This window comes from Actinoallomurus sp. NBC_01490, from assembly GCF_036227085.1.
Taxonomy (GTDB): Bacteria; Actinomycetota; Actinomycetes; order Streptosporangiales; family Streptosporangiaceae; genus Actinoallomurus; species Actinoallomurus oryzae.
Genome location: NZ_CP109433.1, coordinates 4974382 through 4994046, shown reverse-complemented (window position 1 = coordinate 4994046; position 19665 = coordinate 4974382). Strand labels below are relative to the sequence as shown.

The window sequence follows — 19665 nt, the reverse complement described above, 5'->3', positions numbered from 1 at the left end:
ATTGAGAGACATGGAAACCAGATCGCACAAGTACCGACGCTCCTCGCCGGCCAGTCGTCGGTACCTCCAATCTCCTTTGCCTCACGGCATTCGTGTTACACGGGCAGCGTCATCCATGGATATCGATCAACGTCTTCTCCCGGCGGCCGTCTTCTGCCGCGACGCGGGCACGGTCGGCGAACCGACGGTCACATCGGTCGCCTACACCGCTCCGCCGGCAGGCGCCGCGCTGGTCCACGCCGCCAGTCCGGTGAGCAGATGACAGCATTGCGTCCTGACCATTGGCGCAGACGATCGACCTGCCGACTTCCCGTGAGGTCAGCGCGACGGGGACTGGACGAGATTTGACACCCTGCGGATGACTGGGTGACATGCGCGCGCACAGCGAAAGATCTTCGCCTGGGTAGCAGCAAGCGATGGACACCAAGGTAGTGTTGTGCTGTGGCCGAGATGAAGAGGACCTCCCAGACACCACGCCTGACGGCGCGTGGCGCGGCGACGAGGACCCGAATCGTCGAGGCGGCCGCAAACCTCATGTACATCAGAGGTGTCAATGCGACCACTCTTGATGACGTACGAGCGGCCAGCGGCACCAGCAAGTCACAGCTGTACCATCATTTTGCTGATAAAGATGCACTTGTCCGTGCCGTTGTTGGATTGTGGGCAAGGCGAGTTCTCGACCGTGAAGAGCAACATCTAGAACGCCTGAACTCGTTCAGTGGACTTCAGCGTTGGCGTAGCGTACTGGTTCAACTCAACAGTGTGCAGAACGGCCGGTACGGGTGCGCTCTCGGCTCCATGGCGAACGAGGTCGCCGACCATGACGAAGAAGCACGGGCGATCGTCGCGGCCGGCTTCGCGCGATGGCAGCAGCTGATCGCGAACGGGCTCCGACGCATGCAGGAGAACGGCAAGCTCAAGCCGGACGCCGACGCGGATCACCTTGCCATAGGCCTCATCGCGGCGCTACAAGGCGGATATCTGCTCACCCAGACGACTCGTGACATGAAGCCCATGGAAGTTGCGCTTGATATGGCGTTGAGCCATATCAAGGCTCACCTCGTCGAGTAGGACGCCTGGAGAAGCGCACATGGCGCACCGGCACCGTAAGCTTCCGAGGACGCTTCTCCAGCAGCCGACCTCGTACGATGACCACATCACAGGTGACATCGGCGGTCGCGTGGCCGAGGACCGTCATTGCGGATCAGGTGCAGGCGGATCTACCGAGAACCAGGCATGCCAGACCGCACATGGTTCGCATCTCCGGCGGTGTCGTCACCCGCCGCTGCCGGCCGGCCGCTCACCTGCACCGACGTTCCGTCATCGACGCCGTGGTGATCGTCCCCCGGCAGGCCTGAGTCAGCTCCCATTCTTCGCTCTCATCTCACCGCCCGGCCGGCGGTCTGTCAGCAGCGCAGGGTTCACGTGGACATCAACGAGCACGGTGGCCCAGTGGGCAACGCGCCGTACAGGCCTGCGCGGAGCATGGTAAGATAGGACCATATAGTCCAATATCTGGGACACGCTCCTCAAGAAAGCGGCGATGGACGACAGGCCGCCGAGCGAGCTACGACCACCTCAGCCGGCCTCGTACGGGATGGCGACGAAGGTTCGCATTATCCGAGCTGCCGCCGATCTTAATCTACATTAAGGGTCTATGCGGTCGAACAAGAGCAGCGAATCGCAGCTTTACCATTACTTCAGCGACAGGGATGCCCTAGTGCGTGACATCATTGCGCTACAGGTACGAATGACAATGAATCGCGAACAGAAGTACCTGAAGCGACTCGATTCTCTCGCCGGCCTACGGCGATGGGCCAAGGCATTGATGCAACTCAATTCGCTACAAAGCGGCAGGTATGGCTGTGCTTTGGGTGCCATGACCAGCGAGTACGCGAGCCGAGACGAAAAGGCGAGAGTCATTCTTTCCCAAGCATTCAAGGATTGGGAGAAGCTACTCGCGGACGGCTTCCGACGAATGCAGGATGGCGGCACCCTCTCTATGGAAGTTGATCCAGAAACACTCGCCACGGGCCTGATCGCGACACTTCAAGGCGGCTATCTCCTTGCAAAGGCCGCGCGTGACACCGGGCTGATGGAGCTGGCGTTGAATATGGCCATCGATCACGTCGAGAGCTATCGAGTCGGCGAACCCGACACCTGGCTTGACTCTGTCGGGAATCTTGGGATCGTCGGCGCGCCACGTAAGGCGACCGGTAGGCGACCGACAAGCTACCGAGGGGCCCGCTGCCACGTCGACTTCAAATACGCCCTGGACATGGAACTGGCCGATCCCCAAAATTCCCGACAGAGTCAGGCTGGAAACCCTTACGCCGCTTTCACGGACGCAACCAGCGAGAGACGGCCACTAGACGATGCTTGCGACCTGCGGAGACGCTACCGAACCGGCAGCCCCGTCACCGTGCGCCCGATGACGAGGCGCTGGATCTCCGACGTGCCCTCGAAGATGGTGAAGATCTTGCTGTCGCGGTGCCAGCGCTCGACCGGGTAGTCGCGGGTGTAGCCGTTGCCGCCGAGGATCTGGATGGCCTCCTCGGTCACCTTCACCGCCGTCTCGCCCGCGTACAGCTTGGCCATCGAGCCCTCCGCGCTGCCGAAGTCCTTGCCGTTGCGGGCCATCCACGCGGCGCGCCAGACCAGCAGGCGGGCGGCGTCGATCGAGGTCTTCATGTCGGCCAGCTTGAAGGCGATCGCCTGGAAGTCACCGATCTTGCGGCCGAACTGCTCGCGGTCGCGGGCGTAGTCCAGGGCGTACTCGTACGCGGCGCGGGCGATGCCGACGGCCATGGCGCCGACGGTCGGACGGGAGGCCTCGAACGTGCGCATCGCCGCCTGGCCGGCCGCGCGCTTGCCCTCGCGCACCCGGGCGAGGCGTTCGTCGAGTTTCTCCTTGCCGCCGACGAGGCACGCACCCGGCACGCGTACGCCGTCCAGGATGACCTCGGCGGTGTGGGAGGCGCGGATGCCGTGCTTGCGGAACTTCTGGCCCTGCGACAGGCCGGGAGTGCCGGGCGGGACGATGAAGCTCGCCTGGCCGCGCGCGCCGAGTGACGGGTCGACCGACGCGACGACGACGTGCACGTTCGCGATGCCGCCGTTCGTCGCCCAGGTCTTCGTGCCGTTGATCACCCACTCGTCCTTGGCCTCGTCGTACTCCGCGCGGGTACGGATCGAGCCGACGTCGGAGCCGGCGTCGGGCTCGGAGGCGCAGAAGGCGCCGAGCTTCACGTCGTCCGGCGTGCCGAACATCTGGGGCACCCACTCCCCCGTCTGCTCGGGCGTGCCGGTGGCCGCGACCGACACGGCGGCCAGGCCGGAACCGACCAGGGACAGGCCGATGCCCGCGTCACCCCAGAACAGCTCCTCGAAGGCGACCGGGATGCCGAGACCGGACTCCTCGAACCACTGCTGGGCGAAGAAGTCGAGCGAGTACAGGCCGATCTTGGCCGCCTCCTGGAGGATCGGCCACGGCGTCTCCTCCCGCTCGTCCCACTCCTCGCCCGCGGGCCGGATGACGTCCTTGGCGAACTCGTGCACCCACTCCTTGACCTGCTGGATGTCCTCGGGCAGTTCGAGCGAGAAGGCCGGGGCGCCGTCGTCCGACATGTTTCCTCCGTCTCGGGGCGGCCAAAGGCCGGACTATTGGACTCGGTGTCTCTTAAGCCTAGACCCGACGACGTTACCGCCGGTAACATCGTGGCCAGTGTCACAATCGCGGCAGAAGACCGTTGACTTCGTGCATGAGGAGTCACGAGGCTGTAACAACCGGTACCCCCGGCCTGCGGTAAGAGGTAACTTATTTCGCGCTCCGCCCAGGTCACTCCAGAAGAATGGGAGCTTGCGTGGGTCTGCTCCGCTCCGGCCGTCGTCGGAATGCCCGCACTCCCGTACTCGCGTACGGCGCACTCCTGCTCGTCGTCATCGTGGCCGCCTCGCTCGTGGCGGTGCTGTGGCCCGGCGGGCCCAAGACCCATGTCACCGCCTACTTCGAGCGCGCCACGGGTGTCTACCCCGGCACGGAGGTCCGCGTCCTCGGGGTGAAGGTCGGCAAGGTCACCAAGGTCACGCCCAAGGGCAACATGGTCGAGGTCAAGATGGCCTACGACGCCAAGCGCAAGATTCCGGCCAGTGCCCAGGCCGTGATCATCGTGCCGTCGCTGGTCGCCGACCGCTACATCCAGTTCACCCCGGTGTACCGCGGCGGCGCGGCACTCAAGGACGGCGCCACGCTCTCGCTGTCGAGTACGGCCGTACCGGTCGAGCTGGACGATGCCAACCAGGCGGTCAACGAGCTGACCAAGGCCCTCGGCCCGCAGGGCGCCAACGCCAACGGCTCGCTGTCCCGGCTGCTCAAGTCGAGCGCGCAGACCCTCGACGGGCAGGGTGAGAGCTTCAAGCAGACCCTTCAGGACCTGTCCGACGTCAGCCGGATCCTGTCCGACAACCGCGGCAACGCCACCCAGACGGTGCAGAACCTCGCCAAGATCACCCAGGCGATGGCCGCGAGCGACCGGCAGATCCGCTCCTTCTCCCAGAACCTCGCCTCGGTGTCGAGCACCCTCAACGGCGAGAAGGCCGAGCTGCGGGCTGCGGTCAGCAGCCTGTCGGTGGCGCTGCGGGAGGTCGCGAGCTTCGTCAAGCAGAACAAGACCGAGATCGCCGCGAACGTCCAGGGACTCGCGCAGATCACCGGTGTCCTGGTCAAGGAGAAGGCCGCGCTGCAGCAGTTCCTGGACAAGGCGCCGGTGGCCGCCTCCAACGCGGTCAACGTCTACGACCCGCAGGACGGCACGCTGCACGCGCGCCTCAACCTGCAGCAGTCGCAGAACATCGCCATGTGGCTGTGCTCGCTGGCCTACTCCCTCGGCGCGCCGCCCAAGCAGTGCGAGGCGCTGCTCAAGCCGCTCAACGCCCTCGGCGTGCCGCTCAACAGTCTCGGCCTGGATCTGTCCGGGTTGACGACGGCGACGACGCACTACGACGTCGTCCCGCCGCCCGCGGACGCGTACGGCGGCAACGCACCGGCGCAGGGCCGGAGCCCGAGCTCCAAGAGCTCCACCAACCCCGACCCGACCTTCGGCGGCATCCTCTCGCCGCCGAGCACTCCCTGATCAGCCGGCCGAGCCGAGGTCGTCCGCCGCCGCGGTCACGGGCCGCCACGGTGCCGTGACGTCAGCCGGACGCGTGCTGGTCGAGGAACTCGTAGACGTCCACCTCGTCCACGCCGGGGAAGGCGCCCGGCGGCAGGACGGACAGCACGTGGGAGTGCGCGCGGGCCGAGGGCCAGGCGTAGCCCTGCCAGCGCTGGGCCAGCGCGGCCGGGGGCAGCTGGCAGCAGTCGCCGTCGGGGCAGGCCGAGGTCACCCGGCGCTTGGTGTCGCGGCCGCGGAACCAGCGGGAGTGCTCGAACGGCACGCCGAGCGTGATCGCGAACTCCTTCTCGTGGCTGGGGTCGATGTGGGAGAGGCACCAGTACGTGCCGGTGGGCGTGTCGGTGTACTGGTAGTAGATCGAGAAGCGGTCGTCGGCGTTGAAGACGTGCCGCCCGGCCCACTGACGGCACATCCGCTGCCCCTCGATCGCGCCGTGCTCGTCGGAGGGGAAGACCAGCCCGTCGTTGGCGTAGGCCTTGTAGATCGTGCCGCTCTGGTCGTTCTTGGTGAAGTGGACCGGGAGATCGAGGTGGTGCGTGGCCAGGTTGGTGAACCGGTGGGCGGCCATCTCGTACGACACCGAGAAGACGTCGCACAGGTCCTCGATGGACAGCTCCCGGTCGGCCTTGGCCTCCTGGAGGTACGGCACGACCGACCGCTCGGGCAGGAGCGTGGCGGCGGCGTAGTAGTTGGCCTCGACCCGCTGGCGGAGGAAGTCGGCGAAGTCCTTGGGCACCGCGTGCCCGAGGGCGATGTGCCCGAGCGTCTGCAGCAGGATCGTGCGGGGCGTGTGCATGCCGAGCTGCTGGCGTTCGAGGTAGATCCTCCGGTTGCGCAGGTCGGTGACGGACCGTACGGACCGCGGCAGGTCCTGCACGTAGCGGAGGCTGAAGCCGAAGTTGGTGACGAGCGAGAGCAGCATCCCCTGGGAGAGCGCGCCCGCCCGGTAGCCGACGGCCTCCAGGGTCTTGGCGGCGACCTCCTCGATCTCGCCGAAGTAGTTGCCCCGGTCGTGCATCTGCCGGCGCAGCTCGGCGTTGGCCTTCCGCGCGTCCTCCGGGCTCGCGGTCGGCTTGGTGCGGCTCCGCTTGACCTCCTCGTACATGGCGAGCAGGTGTTCGAGGACGTCGTTGGGCACCCGCTTACCGATCTTGAGATGGGGCAGCCCCAGGCTCTGGTACAGCGGGTCGCGCTGAGCCTCCTCGATCGCGATCTCGAGCTGGGCGCGCCGGTTCGGAGGCTGTTTGCGGAGAAGTTCCTCGATCGGAACCTCGAGGGCGGTGGCGAGCGCCTGGAGCAGTGACAGCTTCGGCTCACGCCGGCCGTTCTCCAGGAGTGAGAGCTGTGAGGGCGCCCGGCCCACGCGTTCACCCAGGTCGGAGAGGGTGTAACCGCGAACCTTGCGAAGATGGCGCATCCGCTGGCCGAACGTCACAAGGTCTAGACCATTCGTCAAGTTCAGCGTTTCTTCTTTATGAAAGCCCGTCACAGCTTCACCCTAACAGAATTTTCATAGTTCTTCTTGTTACTCCTCGGTTCACTACGACCGGCCTCGGCCAGACACTTGAGGCATACGCACCCAGGGGACGACATAGGAGGGCATCGACATGAGTGACCGTCGCCTCAAGGGCGCAGCCGAGGAGCTGCAGCATCAGTGGGAGACCGACCCGCGCTGGGCGAACATCGATCGTGACTACACCGCCGAGGACGTCGTCCGGTTGCGTGGCTCGGTGCAGGAGGAGCACACGCTGGCCCGCCTGGGCGCCGAGCGGCTCTGGCGGCTCCTGCACGAGGACGAGTACATCAACGCGCTCGGCGCGCTGACCGGGAACCAGGCGGTCCAGCAGGTGCGCGCGGGCCTGAAGGCGATCTACCTGTCCGGCTGGCAGGTGGCCGCCGACGCCAACCTCGGCGGGCAGACCTACCCGGACCAGAGCCTGTACCCGGCCAACTCGGTCCCCGCCGTCGTGCGCCGCATCAACAACGCCCTCATGCGTGCCGACCAGATCTCCTGGTCGGAGGGCGACGAGAAGGCTCCGTACTGGCTCGCTCCGATCGTGGCCGACGCCGAGGCCGGCTTCGGCGGTGTGCTCAACGCCTTCGAGCTGATGAAGGGCATGATCGCGGCAGGCGCCGCCGGTGTGCACTGGGAGGACCAGCTCGCCTCGGAGAAGAAGTGCGGCCACCTGGGCGGCAAGGTGCTCATCCCGACCGGCCAGCACATCAAGACGCTGAACGCCGCCCGCCTCGCGGCCGACGTGTCCGGCGTTCCCTCGCTGATCGTCGCGCGGACCGACGCCCAGGCCGCGACGCTGATCACGAGCGACGTGGACGAGCGCGACCAGCGGTTCATCACCGGGGAGCGCACCGCCGAGGGCTTCTACCGGGTGCGGAACGGCATCTCGTCCTGCATCGCCCGGGGCCTGGCCTACGCGCCGTACTCCGACCTGCTCTGGATGGAGACCGGCACGCCGGACCTCGACGTCGCCCAGCAGTTCGCCGAGGCGATCAAGGCGGAGTACCCCGACCAGATGCTCGCCTACAACTGCTCGCCGTCGTTCAACTGGAAGAAGCACCTCGACGACGCGACGATCGCCAAGTTCCAGCGGGAGCTGGGGCACATGGGGTACAAGTTCCAGTTCATCACGCTGGCCGGCTTCCACTCGCTCAACCATTCGATGTTCCACCTCGCCAAGGGCTACGCCGAGGATGGCATGACGTCCTACGTGGAGCTACAGGAGGCGGAGTTCGCCGACGAGGCGTCCGGCTACACCGCGACCAAGCACCAGCGCGAGGTCGGTACCGGTTACTTCGACCTGGTCAGCACGGCGATCTCGCCGGACTCCTCGACGGTCGCGCTGAAGGGCTCCACCGAAGAGGAGCAGTTCGTTAGGGCTCACTGACGACGGTCAGGCGTCCAGGTCGTGGAGGATCCCCCGGCTCGGTCCGGGGGATCCTTTTTGTTCGGGAACTTTCCGACTAACGCTACTTTGTGTCAAAGTTTCCGACAGAGGGCACAAGGCGGTAGAAGTTGCCCTTTCCGGTTGATCCTCTGCACCTAGGGACCGACATGCGCAAAAAACGCGCGCTGCTGGCCATCGCCACGACGACCGCAAGCCTGGTCGCGCTCACCCCGGCGGCGCTCGCGAACACGCGACCCCAGTTCACCCCCGGCGCCATCGGCATCGGCGACCCGTACTTCCCGCAGGAGGGCAACGGAGGATACGACGCCCAGCACTACGACGTCGCCTTCTCCTACGACCCGGCGACGCACCGGCTCGACGGCACGACCTCGGTGACCGCGCGGGCGACGCAGAACCTCTCCCGCTTCGATCTGGACCTGCAGCAGCTCGACGTCGGCAAGGTCACCGTCGACGGGCGGCCCGCCGCGTTCACCCGTGACGGCCAGGAGCTGCAGATCACTCCTCGCAAGGGCATCCGGCGGGGCGCGCGGTTCGTCGTGGCCGTGACGTACGGCGGCGTGCCCCAGACGATCGTCGGCTCGCCGGTGGTGTTCGGCTCCCCGTACGGGTTCGTGCACACCGACGACGGCGCCTTCATGGGCGACGAGCCCAACGCCGCCTCGACCTGGTTCCCCAGCAACGACCACCCGAGCGACAAGGCCTCCTTCACGTTCCGTGTCACCGTCCCCAAGGACCGGTCGGTGATCGCGAACGGGCGGCTGGTCTCCCAGCGGACCGAGGGCGAGAGGTCGACCTGGGTCTGGGACGAGAAGTACCCGATGGCCACCTACCTGGCCACCGCGGACATCGGCCAGTGGCAGTTCAAGACCGGTAAGACGCCCGGCGGGATCCCCGAGACGGTCGCGGTGGACCCGAAGCTGGTCGGGCGCGACCCGAACCACCCGGACCCGATGGCGTTCTTCTGGGACACCACGGCCGAGGCGACCGATCTGTGGTCGAAGACCTTCGGCAAGTTCGCCTTCGACTCCACCGGCGCGATCGCCGACCTGGCGACGTACGACGGGCAGGCGATCGGCTTCTCGCTGGAGACCCAGACCCGCCCGCTGTACTCCGACGTGCGCAACACCAACACGATCGCGCACGAGCTGGCGCACCAGTGGTTCGGCGACGCGGTCTCGGTGCAGGACTGGAACGACGTCTGGCTCAACGAGAGCTTCGCGACGTTCGCCCAGTGGCTGTGGGCCGAGAAGCAGGGCGGAGCGACCGTCCACGACCAGGCCCGCACCACCTACAACCGGCACGGCGCGACCGACACGTGGTGGAACGTCGTGATCGCCGACCCGCAGCGCGACACCATGTTCCACGACCGCGTCTACAGCGGCGGCGGCATGGTGCTGGAGTTCCTGCGGGAGAAGATCGGCGACGACGCCTTCTTCGCCCTGCTGCACACGTGGTTCGAGCAGCACAAGTACGGCAACGGGAGCACCGAGCAGTTCACCGCGCTCGCGAGCAAGGTGGCGCACCAGGACCTCGGCTCCTTCTTCCACACCTGGCTGTACTCCCCCGGCCGGCCTCCGCTGCCCCAGGGCTGACCGCCTGTTCCGCGCCGCCGCCCGCCACGCCGAAAAGGTGTGGCGGGCGGTGCCGTGTCACCGTACGGTGTCAGCCGGCGATGTCGCGCGCCGCGGTTTCCGGCAGCGCCCGGACGGTCACGATGGGTAAGGGGTGCGACACGATGCGGCTCTACGCCTGGATCGCGGCCTACGCGTTCCGGCGCCACGGCACGTACCGCATCGCCGCACTCTCGGCGACCTTCACCAACACGATCTTCGGCTTCATCCGCGCGGGCGTGCTGATCGCGCTGTGGCACGCGCGGCCCTCGCTCGGCGGGTACGACGTGGCCGACGCCATCACGTTCAGCTTCCTCACCCAGGCCCTGATCGAGCCGATGCGCATCTTCGGCGGCGGCCTGGACCTGACCGAGCGCATCCGCACCGGCGACGTCGCGGTCGACCTGCACCGGCCCGCCGACCTGCAGGGCTGGTGGCTGGCCGACGACATCGGCCGCACCGCGTTCGCGCTAGTGTCGCGTGGCACGCTGCCGCTGCTCGCCGGCTGGCTCGTCTTCCCGCTGCGCTGGCCCGCGCCGGCGACCTGGGCCGCCTTCGCCGGGGCGGTGCTGCTCGCCATGCTCGTGAGCTTCGGCTTGCGCTACCTCACCTCGCTCGTGGTGTTCTGGGTGCACGACGACCGCGGCGTGAACGGCATCAGCCTGATCACCTCGATGTTCTTCTCCGGGCTGACCGTCCCGCTGGTGGTCTTCCCCGGCTGGCTCGGCACGGTGGCCCACCTGCTTCCCTGGGCGGCGCTGATCCAGCTTCCGGCCGACGTCTTCCTCGGCAAGCGCACCGATCTGTTCGCCGTGTACGCCTTCCAGGCCGCCTGGGCCGTGGCGCTCCTCGGCGCCGGACGGCTGCTCACGTCGGCCGCGCGGCGAAAGCTGGTGGTCAACGGTGGCTGACGCACGTCACCGCGGGCGCCACGGAGCGGGCTCGATCGACGAGAGGTCGCGGAAGAGCCGTTCGGTCATCCAGCGGGGACTCCGTCCCGGGGCGTCGATTCCCCGGCAGCCGGAGAGCCGGAGGTCGACCAGGTCCGCGAGCGCGGACCCGGACCGCTGGAAGTACAGCCGCGCGCCGCGGCGGTCGTCGCTCGGGCAGTTGAACGCTCCGGACGGCCACTTCGGCGCCGCCCTGATGTCCTTGGCGAGGCGCCGCGCCACCTCGGCGTTCCCGCGGGTCAGCGCCGCCCGGCAGGGCCGCTGGTTCATTCCGGGAAACCACACGGCGACGACCCCGCTGGGGTGGGAGCCGACGCTCACCAGCCCGTGGTCGCGCCCGCCCTCGGTGCCGTGGCGAATGAGGCAGGCGTGCCCCGGGGCGACGGTCCGCACCGACGGGGACGGGGCCACGGACGGCGGGGTCGCGCGCACCGGCTCCCCGCCCGCGCCGGAAGGCGAGCACGCGGTCACGCCCATGGCCGACGCCACGGCGACGGCCCACTGCCATCGGCGCATCCTCGCGTCCTTCCGCCTCCGGTCCTCCGGGCTCCCGAGCGATCTCACACCCGCGACCGGCCGCCCATCAAGGGCGCGGCGGAGGCCGGAGGTGGACGATGGTTGAGGCCCTACGCCTGTACCTCCTGCTCGCCGGCACCTGGACGCGGTCGGCCGCGCAGTACCCCGCCTCCATGGTGATGCTGCTGATCACACAGGCGGTGTCCAGCTCGCTCGACCTGGTCGCGATCCTGATCATGTTCGCGCACACGTCGCGGCTCGGTGGGTTCTCCCTGGCCGAGGTGATGTTCCTGTACGCCACGTCGGGGCTGTGCCTGGCGCTGGCCGACATCACGATCGGCACGGTCGAGCGGCTCGGCGAGCACATACGGAAGGGCACCCTCGACACCGTGCTGCTGCGCCCGGTGAGCCCGCTCCTGCAGATCGCCACCGAGGACTTCAACCCGCGCCGGCTGGGCAAGCTGATCCCGACCGCGACCATGCTCGTGGTGGCGCTCACCCGCCTGGACGTGCACTGGACCCCCGCGCGGGTGGCCCTGCTCCCGCTCATGGTCGCGGGCGGTCTGTGGATCTTCTGGGCGCTCTGGGTGCTCACCGCGGCGTGGCAGTTCGTGGTCGTCGACGGCAAGCAGGCGGGTAACTCGATCACCTACGGCGGCGGCTTCCTCACGCAGTACCCGCTGAGCATCTTCGGCCGCGACGTCCTGCGCGGCCTGACCTGGGTGCTGCCGCTGGCCTTCGTCAACTGGGAGCCGGCGCTGTACGTCCTGGGCCGGCCCGACCCGCTCGGCCTGCCGGTGTTCTTCCGCTTCGCGTCGCCGCTCGTCGCGGCGGCGCTGTCCGTGCTCGCCGCCCTCGCCTGGCGCGGGGGGCTGCGCCGTTACCAGTCGACGGGGAGCTGACGTTGATCGAGGTGGACGAGGTCGTCAAGTCCTTCACCCTGCGGCGCCGCACCGGGCTGCTGCGCCGTGATCGCACGCTCGTGGACGCGGTCGACCGGATCTCCTTCACCGTCGCGGCGGGCGAGTTCGTCGGCTACCTCGGCCCGAACGGAGCCGGCAAGTCGACCACGATCAAGATGCTGACCGGCATCCTCACGCCGTCGTCGGGGCGGGTGCGGGTGGCCGGCCTGGACCCGTCGCGTCAGCGTACGGCCCTGGCCCGGCGCATCGGCGTGGTGTTCGGGCAGCGCACCACGCTGTGGTGGGACCTGCCGCTGCGCGACAGCCTGACCCTCGTACGCCACCTGTACCGGGTCGAGCGCTCGGTGCACCGGACGCGGCTCGCCGAGCTGACCGAGCTGCTGGACCTCGGGTCCTTCCTCGACACCCCGGTGCGGCAGCTCAGCCTCGGGCAGCGCATGCGCGGCGACCTCGCGGCGGCGCTCGTGCACGACCCGGAGCTGCTCGTGCTCGACGAGCCGACGATCGGCCTCGACGTCATCAGCAAGGCGACCGTGCGCGCCTTCCTGACCCGGCTCAACGAAGAACGCGGCACCACGATCCTGCTCACCACGCACGACCTGGGCGACGTCGAACGCCTCTGCCGCCGCGTGATGGTCATCGACCACGGGCGGCTGGCCTACGACGGGTCGCTGCCGGAGCTGCGCGGCACCCTCGACGCCGACCGGATCCTCGTCGTCGACCTCGCGCGTCCGGCGCCGCCGATCAAGGTCGAGGGCGCCCGGGCCGTCCGCACCGACGGGCCGCGGCAGTGGCTGGCCATCCCGTCCGGCGGCAACGCCGCCGCGGTGGTCGCGGCCGTCGCCGAACGGCACGAGGTGGAGGACATCTCCCTGCGCGAACCCGACATCGAGGACCTCATCACCCGCCTGTACCGCACGGGGGTCCCCGCCGGGCACGGCGGGCGCGGCGTCACGTCGTGAGGGAGGCCCCGGGGCACCAGACGTACTCGTGCTCGGGGCGTCCGGTGCTGCCGTACCGCAGTGTCACCAGCGCCCGGCCGGACTGCGCCAGCGAGGCGAGGTACCGCTGGGCCGTCGCGCGGGAGATCCCGACCTCTTCGGAGATCTCCGCCGCCGAGCGGGGCCGGTCGGCCCGGCGGAGCGCCTCGGCGACGAGCCGCGACGTGACCGGCGACTGGCCCTTCACCACCCGGGGCGCGCCGCGCGGCGCGTCGTACAGCACGCGTACCGCCCGGTCGACGTCGTCCTGCGTCAGCTGCCCGCGGACCGCCAGCCGTTCGCGGTACCGCGCGTAGGCACGCAGCCGCTCCCCCAGCTCGGCGGCGGTGAAGGGCTTGATCAGGTAGTGCAGCGCGCCGCGGGAGAACGCCGTGCGCACCGACTCCCGGTCGGTCGCCGCGGTAGCCATGATCACGTCCGCGGTCAGGTAGGGCAGCAGGTTCAGGCCCGACTCGTCGGGCAGGTAGACGTCGAGCAGCACGAGGTCCGCGCCGGGCGCCTTGGCCCGCGCGTCGGCCGCGGTACGGGCCCGGCCGGCGACGCGGAAACCGGGCACGAGCTCGACGAACCCGGCGTGGACCTGGGCGACGCGGAAATCATCGTCGACCACCAGCACGTCGATCAATTGAGCACCTCCGGGAGCCGGGCCACGAAGACGGCGCCCGCGTCGTCCTCGCCGGGGTCGACCAGGGTGACGTCGCCGCCGCGCGCCCGCGCCGCCGTACGGGCGAGCGCGAGGCCGAGGCCGCGCGGCCGCTCGCCGTCGCCCTGGCGCGTGGAAACGCCGTCGCGGAAGATCGCCTCTTTCAGGTCCTCCGGCACGCCCTCGCCGGAGTCGGTCACGGTGACGTGCAGGTCGTGGCCGTCGCCGAGCAGCTCGACCTCGACGCGCGCGGGCCGGCGGCGGCCGAGCCGTGCGGCCTCCAGGGCGTTCTCCACGAGGTTGCCCAGGACCGTGGTCACATCGAGCGGCTCGGACACGCGACCCGGCACCCAGGTGGTCTCGGCGATCTCCAACTCGACCCCCTTCTCGACCGCGACGGCGGCCTTGGCCGCGAGGAAGGCGCCCAGGTACGGGTCGGGCACGCTGCCCGGCGGCTCCTCCTTGGCTGCGGGGACCTCGGCGAGGGCGCGGATGTAGCCGGCCGCCTCCTCATAGTGGCCGAGCTGGAGCAGACCGGACAGGGTGTGCAGGCGGTTCGCGTACTCGTGCCGCTGGGCTCGCAGCGCGTCGAACAGGGTGCGCACCGCGTCCAGCTCGCGTGCGAGCGACTCCACGTCCGTACGGTCCCGCAGGCTGATGACCGCGCCGAGGTGGCGGCCGCCGTGGCTGACCTCGCGCCGGTTGACGACGAGGACCCGGTCACCGGAGACGACGAACAGGTTGGGCGACACCTCCTCGCCCTCCAGCACGGCCTTGAGGCGGCCGGTCACCGGCAGGTCGGCGATGAGGGTCCGGCGGGCGGGCGTGACGTCGAGCAGCCGCGCGGCCTCCTCGTTGCAGACCGTCACCCGGCCGCCGTCGTCGAGCGCGAGCACGCCCTCGCTGATCCCGTGCAGCACGGCCTCGCGCTCCTGGACCAGTTCGGCGAGTTCGTGCGGTTCGAGCCCCAGGGTCTGGCGTTTCAGGCGCCGGCCGATCCCGGCGGAGGCCGCCACGCCGAGCAGGACCGTGCCCGCGGCCAGCCCGGCCGCGATCGCCAGCGTGCGGTGCACGCGCCGGTCGATCTCACCGGCGTCGAACCCGACGCTGACCTCGCCGACGAGGGTCCCCACGTGGTCATAGAGCGGGACCTTGCCGCGCGCGGACAGCCCGAGGGTGCCGCGCTCGATGACGACGACCTCGTGCCCGGACAGGGCGGCCGACGGATCGGTGCTGACCCTCCGCCCGATCTCGGCGCGGTTGGGATGGGCCAGGCGGATGCCGCGCCGGTCGGTGACGACGACGAACAGCGCGCCGGTGGCCTCGCGGAACCGCTCCGCGCGGTCCTCGACCACGCCCTGCGGGTCGCCGCTCGCCACGGCGTCGCCGATCACGGGGTCGGAGGCGACGGCGCGGGCGAGGGTCAGCGCGCGCCAGCCGAACTGGTGACGCAGTTCGTCGCGCTGCACCCAGGCGGCCATGCCGTACCCTGTCACGGCGACGAGCACCACGACGCCGATCTGCAGAATCAGCACCTGGTGGGCGAAGCGGATGCGGGGACGCCTGGGCATGACGTGCAAACCGTAACCGAACAGGGCTTCACCCGTCTCCGCGCGCAGAACGCACAAAACCCCGTCTTATGCGGTCAACGCGGTTAACGCGGCTTGTGACCACATCGCGGGCAAGACTTAACGCGACCGAAACACGCTCGTAGCGTCTGGCGACATGCCCACGCATGAGACCCCTGACGGCCCCGCGATCGAGCTTCGCGGCGCCACCAAGCGTTTCCGCTCGTCGTCGGGCGGTGTGCACACGGCCGTCCGTGACCTCGACCTCACCGTGGAATCCGGGGAGTTCGTGGCCGTGGTCGGTCCCACCGGCTGTGGCAAGTCCACCACACTGTCGCTCGTCTCCGGACTCGAGCCCCCCTCCGACGGCGAGGTACTGGTGCACGGCGCACCGGTCGACGGCATCCCCGAGGGCGTCGGTTACATGTTCCAGAACGACGCGATCCTCCCCTGGCGGTCGGTGCTCGACAATGTCGCGACCGGCCCGCGCTACCGGCACATGCCCAAACGGGAGGCCCGCGCGAAGGCCCGCGAATGGGTGGAGCGCGTCGGCCTCGGCGGTTTCGAGTCCTACTACCCGCACCAGCTGTCCGGCGGCATGCGCAAGCGGGCCGCGCTCGCCCAGACGCTCGTCAACGAACCGTCGATCCTGCTGATGGACGAGCCGTTCTCCGCCCTGGACGTGCAGACACGCGGCCTGATGCAGGACGAACTGCTGCGGCTGTGGACGGGCACCGGCACGACCCGGGGCGCCGCGGTCGTGTTCGTCACCCACGACCTGGAGGAGGCGGTCGTGCTCGGCGACCGCGTGGTGGTGATGACCGCCGGGCCCGCCACCGTCAAGGGGTCCTTCGACGTCCCGCTGGAGCGGCCCCGCGACGCGGAGGAGATCCGGCTCACGCCGGAGTTCCTCGACATCTACCGCGAGGTGTGGGAGTCGCTGCGCGAAGAGGTCCAGATCACCCGTGAGAGGGGTGCGGATCATGCTGCCTGACATCGAGGAACCCACCAAGGTGAGCGTCGGCGACGACGGTCAGGCCGCCGCGGTCGCCCAGGCCCGCGCCGCCCACCGGCGCCGCCTCACCGGCATCAACACCGTACGGGTGCTGCTGGTCGTGGCCGTGCTGGGCTCGTGGGAGCTGGCCGCGAGCCACTGGATCGACCCGTTCTACTACTCCAAGCCGAGCGCGATCTGGAGCCGCCTGGTCGACTGGTTCACCAGCGGCACCTCGCAGGGCTCGATCTGGACGCAGATCGCCTACACGCTGGAAGAGGCGATGATCGGGTTCGCCCTCGGCAGCGTGGGCGGCGTCGTGCTCGGCATCGTGCTGGGCCGCAGCCGCTTCCTGTCCGACGTGTGCGCGCCGTTCATCAAGGCGGCCAACGCCATCCCCCGCATCATCCTGGCCTCGCTGTTCGTCATCTGGTTCGGCCTCGGCATGTCGTCCAAGGTCGCGACCGCGTTCGTCCTGGTGTTCTTCGCGGTGTTCTTCAACGCCTTCCAGGGCGCCCGCGAGGTCGACCGGAACCTGGTGAACAACGCCCGGATCCTCGGGGCGAGCCGGACGCAGGTGCTGACCTCGATCGTCGTGCCCAGCGCCACGTCCTGGATCCTCGCCTCTCTTCACTCGGCGTTCGGCTTCGCGATCATCGGCGCGATCGTCGGCGAGTACAGCGGCGCCGACAAGGGCCTCGGTCTGCTCATCAACCATGCCCAGGGCACGTTCGACTCGGCCGGCATCTACGCCGGAATGATCATCATCACGGTGATCGCTCTGCTGGCCGAGTGGCTGCTCACCCTGCTCGAACGCCGCCTCCTGCGCTGGCGTCCCCCCGCGTCCAGTGTCGAAGCACAGATCTGAAGGAGCCCCCATGCATACGGCCACTCGCGTCGCCGCGGCCGCACTCGCCGCCGCCACCGCCCTGTCCCTCAGCGCCTGCCGCGACTCGCGTACCTCCGCGTCGAGCGGGAACGGCGGGAAGGGCGACACCATCAAGATCATGGTCGGCGGCATCGACAAGGTCATCTACCTGCCCGCGAAGCTGACCGAGCAGCTCGGCTACTTCAAGGAGCAGGGCATCAACGTCCAGCTGCTCACCGAACCCGCCGGCGCCCAGGCGGAGAACGTGCTCCTGTCCGGTGACGTGAACGGCGTCGTCGGGTTCTACGACCACACCATCGACCTGCAGACCAAGGGCAAGTGCATCGAGAGCGTGGTGCAGCTCGCCGACGTGCCCGGCGAGGCCGAGGTGGTCGCGGCGCCCAAGGCGAGCCGGATCACCTCGCCCGCGGCGTTCAAGGGCCTCAAGCTCGGCGTGACCAGCCCGGGGTCGTCCACCGACTTCCTCACGCAGTACCTGGCGACCAAGAACGGCGTGCCGACGTCGGGGTACACGACGGTGAAGGCGGGCGCGGGCCAGACGTTCATCGCCGCGCTGACCAACGGCGGCATCGACGCCGGCATGACGACCGACCCGACCGTCGCCCAGCTCACCAGCACCGGCAAGGGCAAGGTCCTGCTGGACATGCGCACCGAGGCGGGGACGCGCGCCGCGCTCGGCGGCCTGTACCCCTCCAGCTCCCTGTACATGAGCTGTGACTACGTCAGTTCGCACGCCCAGGCCGTGCAGAAGCTGGCGAACGCCTTCGTCAAGACGCTCGGCTGGATCAAGGCGCACAAGCCGGCCGAGATCGCGGCCAAGATGCCGGCCGACTACGCGGGCGGCGACCCCAAGCTGTACGAGAAGGCGATCGCCGACAGCATCGGCATGTTCAACGGGGACGGCGTGATGCCGGCCGACGGCGCGAAGAACGTCCTGAACGTCCTCGCCCAGTTCTCCCCGAACGTCAAGGGCAAGAAGGACACCGTCGACCTGTCCAAGACCTACACGACCGACTTCGTGTCCAAGGCGCCCAAGCAGTAGCGGACGCCTCGGAGGCCGGTGCGGGCGGCGCTCGCACCGGCCTTCCGCGTCCTCCACGCCGGCCGGTCAGTCCAGGTCGACGGTCTCCTCCTCGCGCGCCACCTCGATCGGCCCGGCGTACGTCCGGCGCGCCGCCTCCTCCGCGTGGACGGCGAACGTGCCAGGCCACAGGTGGGTCAGCATCAGGCGCCCGGCGCCGGCCTTGGTGGCCCATTCGCCGGCCTGCCGCGCGCTCGACAGGTAGCGGGCGTCCTCGGCCGGCACGGCGTCGGGATACGTCGCCTCGGCGAGGAACAGGTCGGCGTCGTGGGCCAGGTCGGCCAGTTCGCGGCACGGGCCGGTGTCCCCCGTGTAGGCCAGGACCTTGCCGCCGGCGGTCAGCCGCAGGCCCGCGTTCGGGACGAAGTGCGGCAGCGCCCACGTGTCGACCGTGAAGGGGCCGATCTCGAACCGCCCGCCCGCGGTGAAGGTGCGGAGCACCAGGGCGTCGTCGAGCATGCCGGGCCGGTCGAGGGCCAGGACCCGGTCGAGGGCGCCGGGCAGCGCGTGGACGGGCAGCTTCGGCGCCGGGTCCGGGTCGAGCGCCCGTGCCCGCAGCAGCGGGTTCAGGTCGGCGCAGTGGTCGGGATGCCCGTGGCTGACCAGGACCGCGTCCACGTCCCTCGCGTCGACGTACCGCAGCAGGCGCGGCAGCGTGGCGTATCCCGGGTCGACGAGGAGCCGGAACCCGTCGTCCTCGATCAGATAGCCGCTGCACGCGCGTCCGGGCGAGGGCCACGCCCCGCAGCTGCCGAGCACCGTCATGCGCATTCGCGTCAGCTCCCATCGGTCGTGTCGGGACTCGTACCGACTCGCCACGGAACGTCTATCGGTGGCGTCTCTGAGCCGTTATCTCACACCTGGCGACCGGCCGCGCCCCCGAACGGCGACAACACCGCGGCCCCGGCGTACGGCGTGACGGCACGACCGCTCTGGGCGCCTATGACGCTGTCGCGAAACCCGGTCTGTGCGGCGAAGGAGGCGAGCGGCGAGCCCGCCTCTTCACGCCTGGCCGGCGGGGCGGTTGTCGTAGGCGGACCGCGCCGCGTGGACGCGGGAGGCGTTGGCCTTGGACCAGTCGGCGATCGCGCTGGTGAGAGTGCCCGCTTCGCGACCGAGGTCCGTGAGGGCGTATTCGACGCGTGGGGGAATGGTCGGGTAGACGGTACGGCTGATCAGCCCATCACGTTCGAGGTTACGAAGCGCTTGCGTAAGCGACTTTTGAGTGACTCCCTCAATGTGGCGGCGCAACTCCGTGAACCGGAGCGGGCGCTCTTGTTGTCGTAGCAGGCCGAGCACGTAGAGCGACCACTTGTTGGCGAGCACGCCGAGCACCGTGCGTGACGGGCAGTCCTTCGAGTAAATGATTCTGGACCTGGTATCCATCAGGTA

General features: G+C 69.1%; 18 protein-coding genes. 11 read left to right on the top strand and 7 right to left on the bottom strand.

Annotated elements, in window-relative coordinates:
* Window positions 1–450: 450 nt before the first annotated feature.
* Window positions 451–1071: a TetR/AcrR family transcriptional regulator gene (locus OG417_RS23595; RefSeq protein ID WP_329262493.1), complete on the top strand. Its 621-nt coding sequence runs from the start codon at window positions 451–453 to the stop codon at window positions 1069–1071.
* Window positions 1072–1657: 586 nt separating this feature from the next.
* Window positions 1658–2512, top strand: coding sequence for a TetR family transcriptional regulator C-terminal domain-containing protein (locus OG417_RS23590; protein ID WP_329259991.1), 855 nt, complete (start codon window positions 1658–1660; stop codon window positions 2510–2512).
* Here the strand turns inward: OG417_RS23590 and OG417_RS23585 are convergent.
* A complete protein-coding gene (locus OG417_RS23585; RefSeq protein WP_329259988.1) occupies window positions 2398–3627 on the bottom strand; it encodes an acyl-CoA dehydrogenase family protein in 1230 nt (409 codons plus the stop codon). The genes OG417_RS23590 and OG417_RS23585 overlap by 115 nt on opposite strands.
* 236 nt (window positions 3628–3863) lie before the next feature.
* On the opposite strand from OG417_RS23585, the gene OG417_RS23580 reads away from it, so the two are divergent.
* Entirely contained in the window at window positions 3864–5132 is a 1269-nt protein-coding gene (locus OG417_RS23580; RefSeq protein WP_329259985.1) for an MCE family protein, read from the top strand.
* Window positions 5133–5193: 61 nt separating this feature from the next.
* Here the strand turns inward: OG417_RS23580 and OG417_RS23575 are convergent, their stop codons facing one another.
* Window positions 5194–6630, bottom strand: coding sequence for a helix-turn-helix domain-containing protein (locus OG417_RS23575; RefSeq protein ID WP_329259982.1), 1437 nt, complete (start codon window positions 6628–6630; stop codon window positions 5194–5196).
* A 145-nt stretch (window positions 6631–6775) separates the two neighbouring features.
* Here OG417_RS23575 and aceA point away from each other — a divergent pair, with 145 nt between their 5' ends.
* The 3 genes from aceA (at window position 6776) to OG417_RS23560 (ending at window position 10619) form a co-directional block, all read left to right on the top strand.
* Window positions 6776–8077 carry an isocitrate lyase gene (gene aceA, locus OG417_RS23570; RefSeq protein WP_442875759.1) on the top strand — a complete coding sequence of 434 codons (1302 nt, stop codon included), beginning with the start codon at window positions 6776–6778 and terminating at the stop codon, window positions 8075–8077.
* 167 nt (window positions 8078–8244) lie between these two features.
* Window positions 8245–9690 (top strand): M1 family metallopeptidase, encoded by a 1446-nt coding sequence (locus tag OG417_RS23565; RefSeq protein ID WP_329259976.1) that lies wholly within the window; start codon window positions 8245–8247, stop codon window positions 9688–9690.
* A 143-nt stretch (window positions 9691–9833) separates the two neighbouring features.
* The gene (locus OG417_RS23560; RefSeq protein WP_329259973.1) at window positions 9834–10619 is read left to right on the top strand and encodes an ABC transporter permease; all 786 of its coding nucleotides are present in this window, start codon (window positions 9834–9836) and stop codon (window positions 10617–10619) included.
* A 6-nt stretch (window positions 10620–10625) separates the two neighbouring features.
* On the opposite strand, the gene OG417_RS23555 is transcribed toward OG417_RS23560, so the two are convergent.
* Complete coding sequence (locus tag OG417_RS23555) at window positions 10626–11174, bottom strand: hypothetical protein (protein ID WP_329259970.1); 549 nt, start codon at window positions 11172–11174, stop codon at window positions 10626–10628.
* A 98-nt stretch (window positions 11175–11272) separates the two neighbouring features.
* Between OG417_RS23555 and OG417_RS23550 the strand changes: the two genes are divergently transcribed.
* Both OG417_RS23550 and OG417_RS23545 read left to right on the top strand, forming a co-directional pair.
* A complete protein-coding gene (locus OG417_RS23550; RefSeq protein ID WP_329259967.1) occupies window positions 11273–12076 on the top strand; it encodes an ABC transporter permease in 804 nt (267 codons plus the stop codon).
* A 2-nt stretch (window positions 12077–12078) separates the two neighbouring features.
* Window positions 12079–13059 (top strand): ABC transporter ATP-binding protein, encoded by a 981-nt coding sequence (locus tag OG417_RS23545; protein ID WP_329259963.1) that lies wholly within the window; start codon window positions 12079–12081, stop codon window positions 13057–13059.
* On the opposite strand, the gene OG417_RS23540 is transcribed toward OG417_RS23545, so the two are convergent.
* On the bottom strand, window positions 13049–13714 hold the full coding sequence (locus OG417_RS23540; RefSeq protein ID WP_329262490.1) for a response regulator: 666 nt from the start codon (window positions 13712–13714) through the stop codon (window positions 13049–13051). The genes OG417_RS23545 and OG417_RS23540 overlap by 11 nt on opposite strands.
* A gap of 5 nt (window positions 13715–13719) precedes the next feature.
* Window positions 13720–15312, bottom strand: a complete 1593-nt coding sequence (locus OG417_RS23535; protein WP_329259960.1) for a sensor histidine kinase — start codon at window positions 15310–15312, stop codon at window positions 13720–13722.
* 154 nt (window positions 15313–15466) lie between these two features.
* Here OG417_RS23535 and OG417_RS23530 point away from each other — a divergent pair, with 154 nt between their 5' ends.
* Genes OG417_RS23530 through OG417_RS23520 form a run of 3 tightly spaced genes read left to right on the top strand, consistent with a single transcriptional unit; the run spans window position 15467 to window position 18234 of the window.
* Window positions 15467–16303 carry an ABC transporter ATP-binding protein gene (locus tag OG417_RS23530; protein WP_329259958.1) on the top strand — a complete coding sequence of 279 codons (837 nt, stop codon included), beginning with the start codon at window positions 15467–15469 and terminating at the stop codon, window positions 16301–16303.
* Window positions 16293–17171, top strand: coding sequence for an ABC transporter permease (locus tag OG417_RS23525; protein ID WP_329259955.1), 879 nt, complete (start codon window positions 16293–16295; stop codon window positions 17169–17171). Before OG417_RS23530 ends, OG417_RS23525 begins: the two co-directional genes overlap by 11 nt.
* A gap of 10 nt (window positions 17172–17181) precedes the next feature.
* Complete coding sequence (locus OG417_RS23520) at window positions 17182–18234, top strand: ABC transporter substrate-binding protein (protein ID WP_329259952.1); 1053 nt, start codon at window positions 17182–17184, stop codon at window positions 18232–18234.
* Between the two features lie 66 nt (window positions 18235–18300).
* Here the strand turns inward: OG417_RS23520 and OG417_RS23515 are convergent, their stop codons facing one another.
* Window positions 18301–19044 carry an MBL fold metallo-hydrolase gene (locus OG417_RS23515; protein WP_329259950.1) on the bottom strand — a complete coding sequence of 248 codons (744 nt, stop codon included), beginning with the start codon at window positions 19042–19044 and terminating at the stop codon, window positions 18301–18303.
* A gap of 231 nt (window positions 19045–19275) precedes the next feature.
* Window positions 19276–19659, bottom strand: a complete 384-nt coding sequence (locus tag OG417_RS23510; protein ID WP_329259947.1) for a winged helix-turn-helix transcriptional regulator — start codon at window positions 19657–19659, stop codon at window positions 19276–19278.
* Window positions 19660–19665 lie beyond the last annotated feature (6 nt).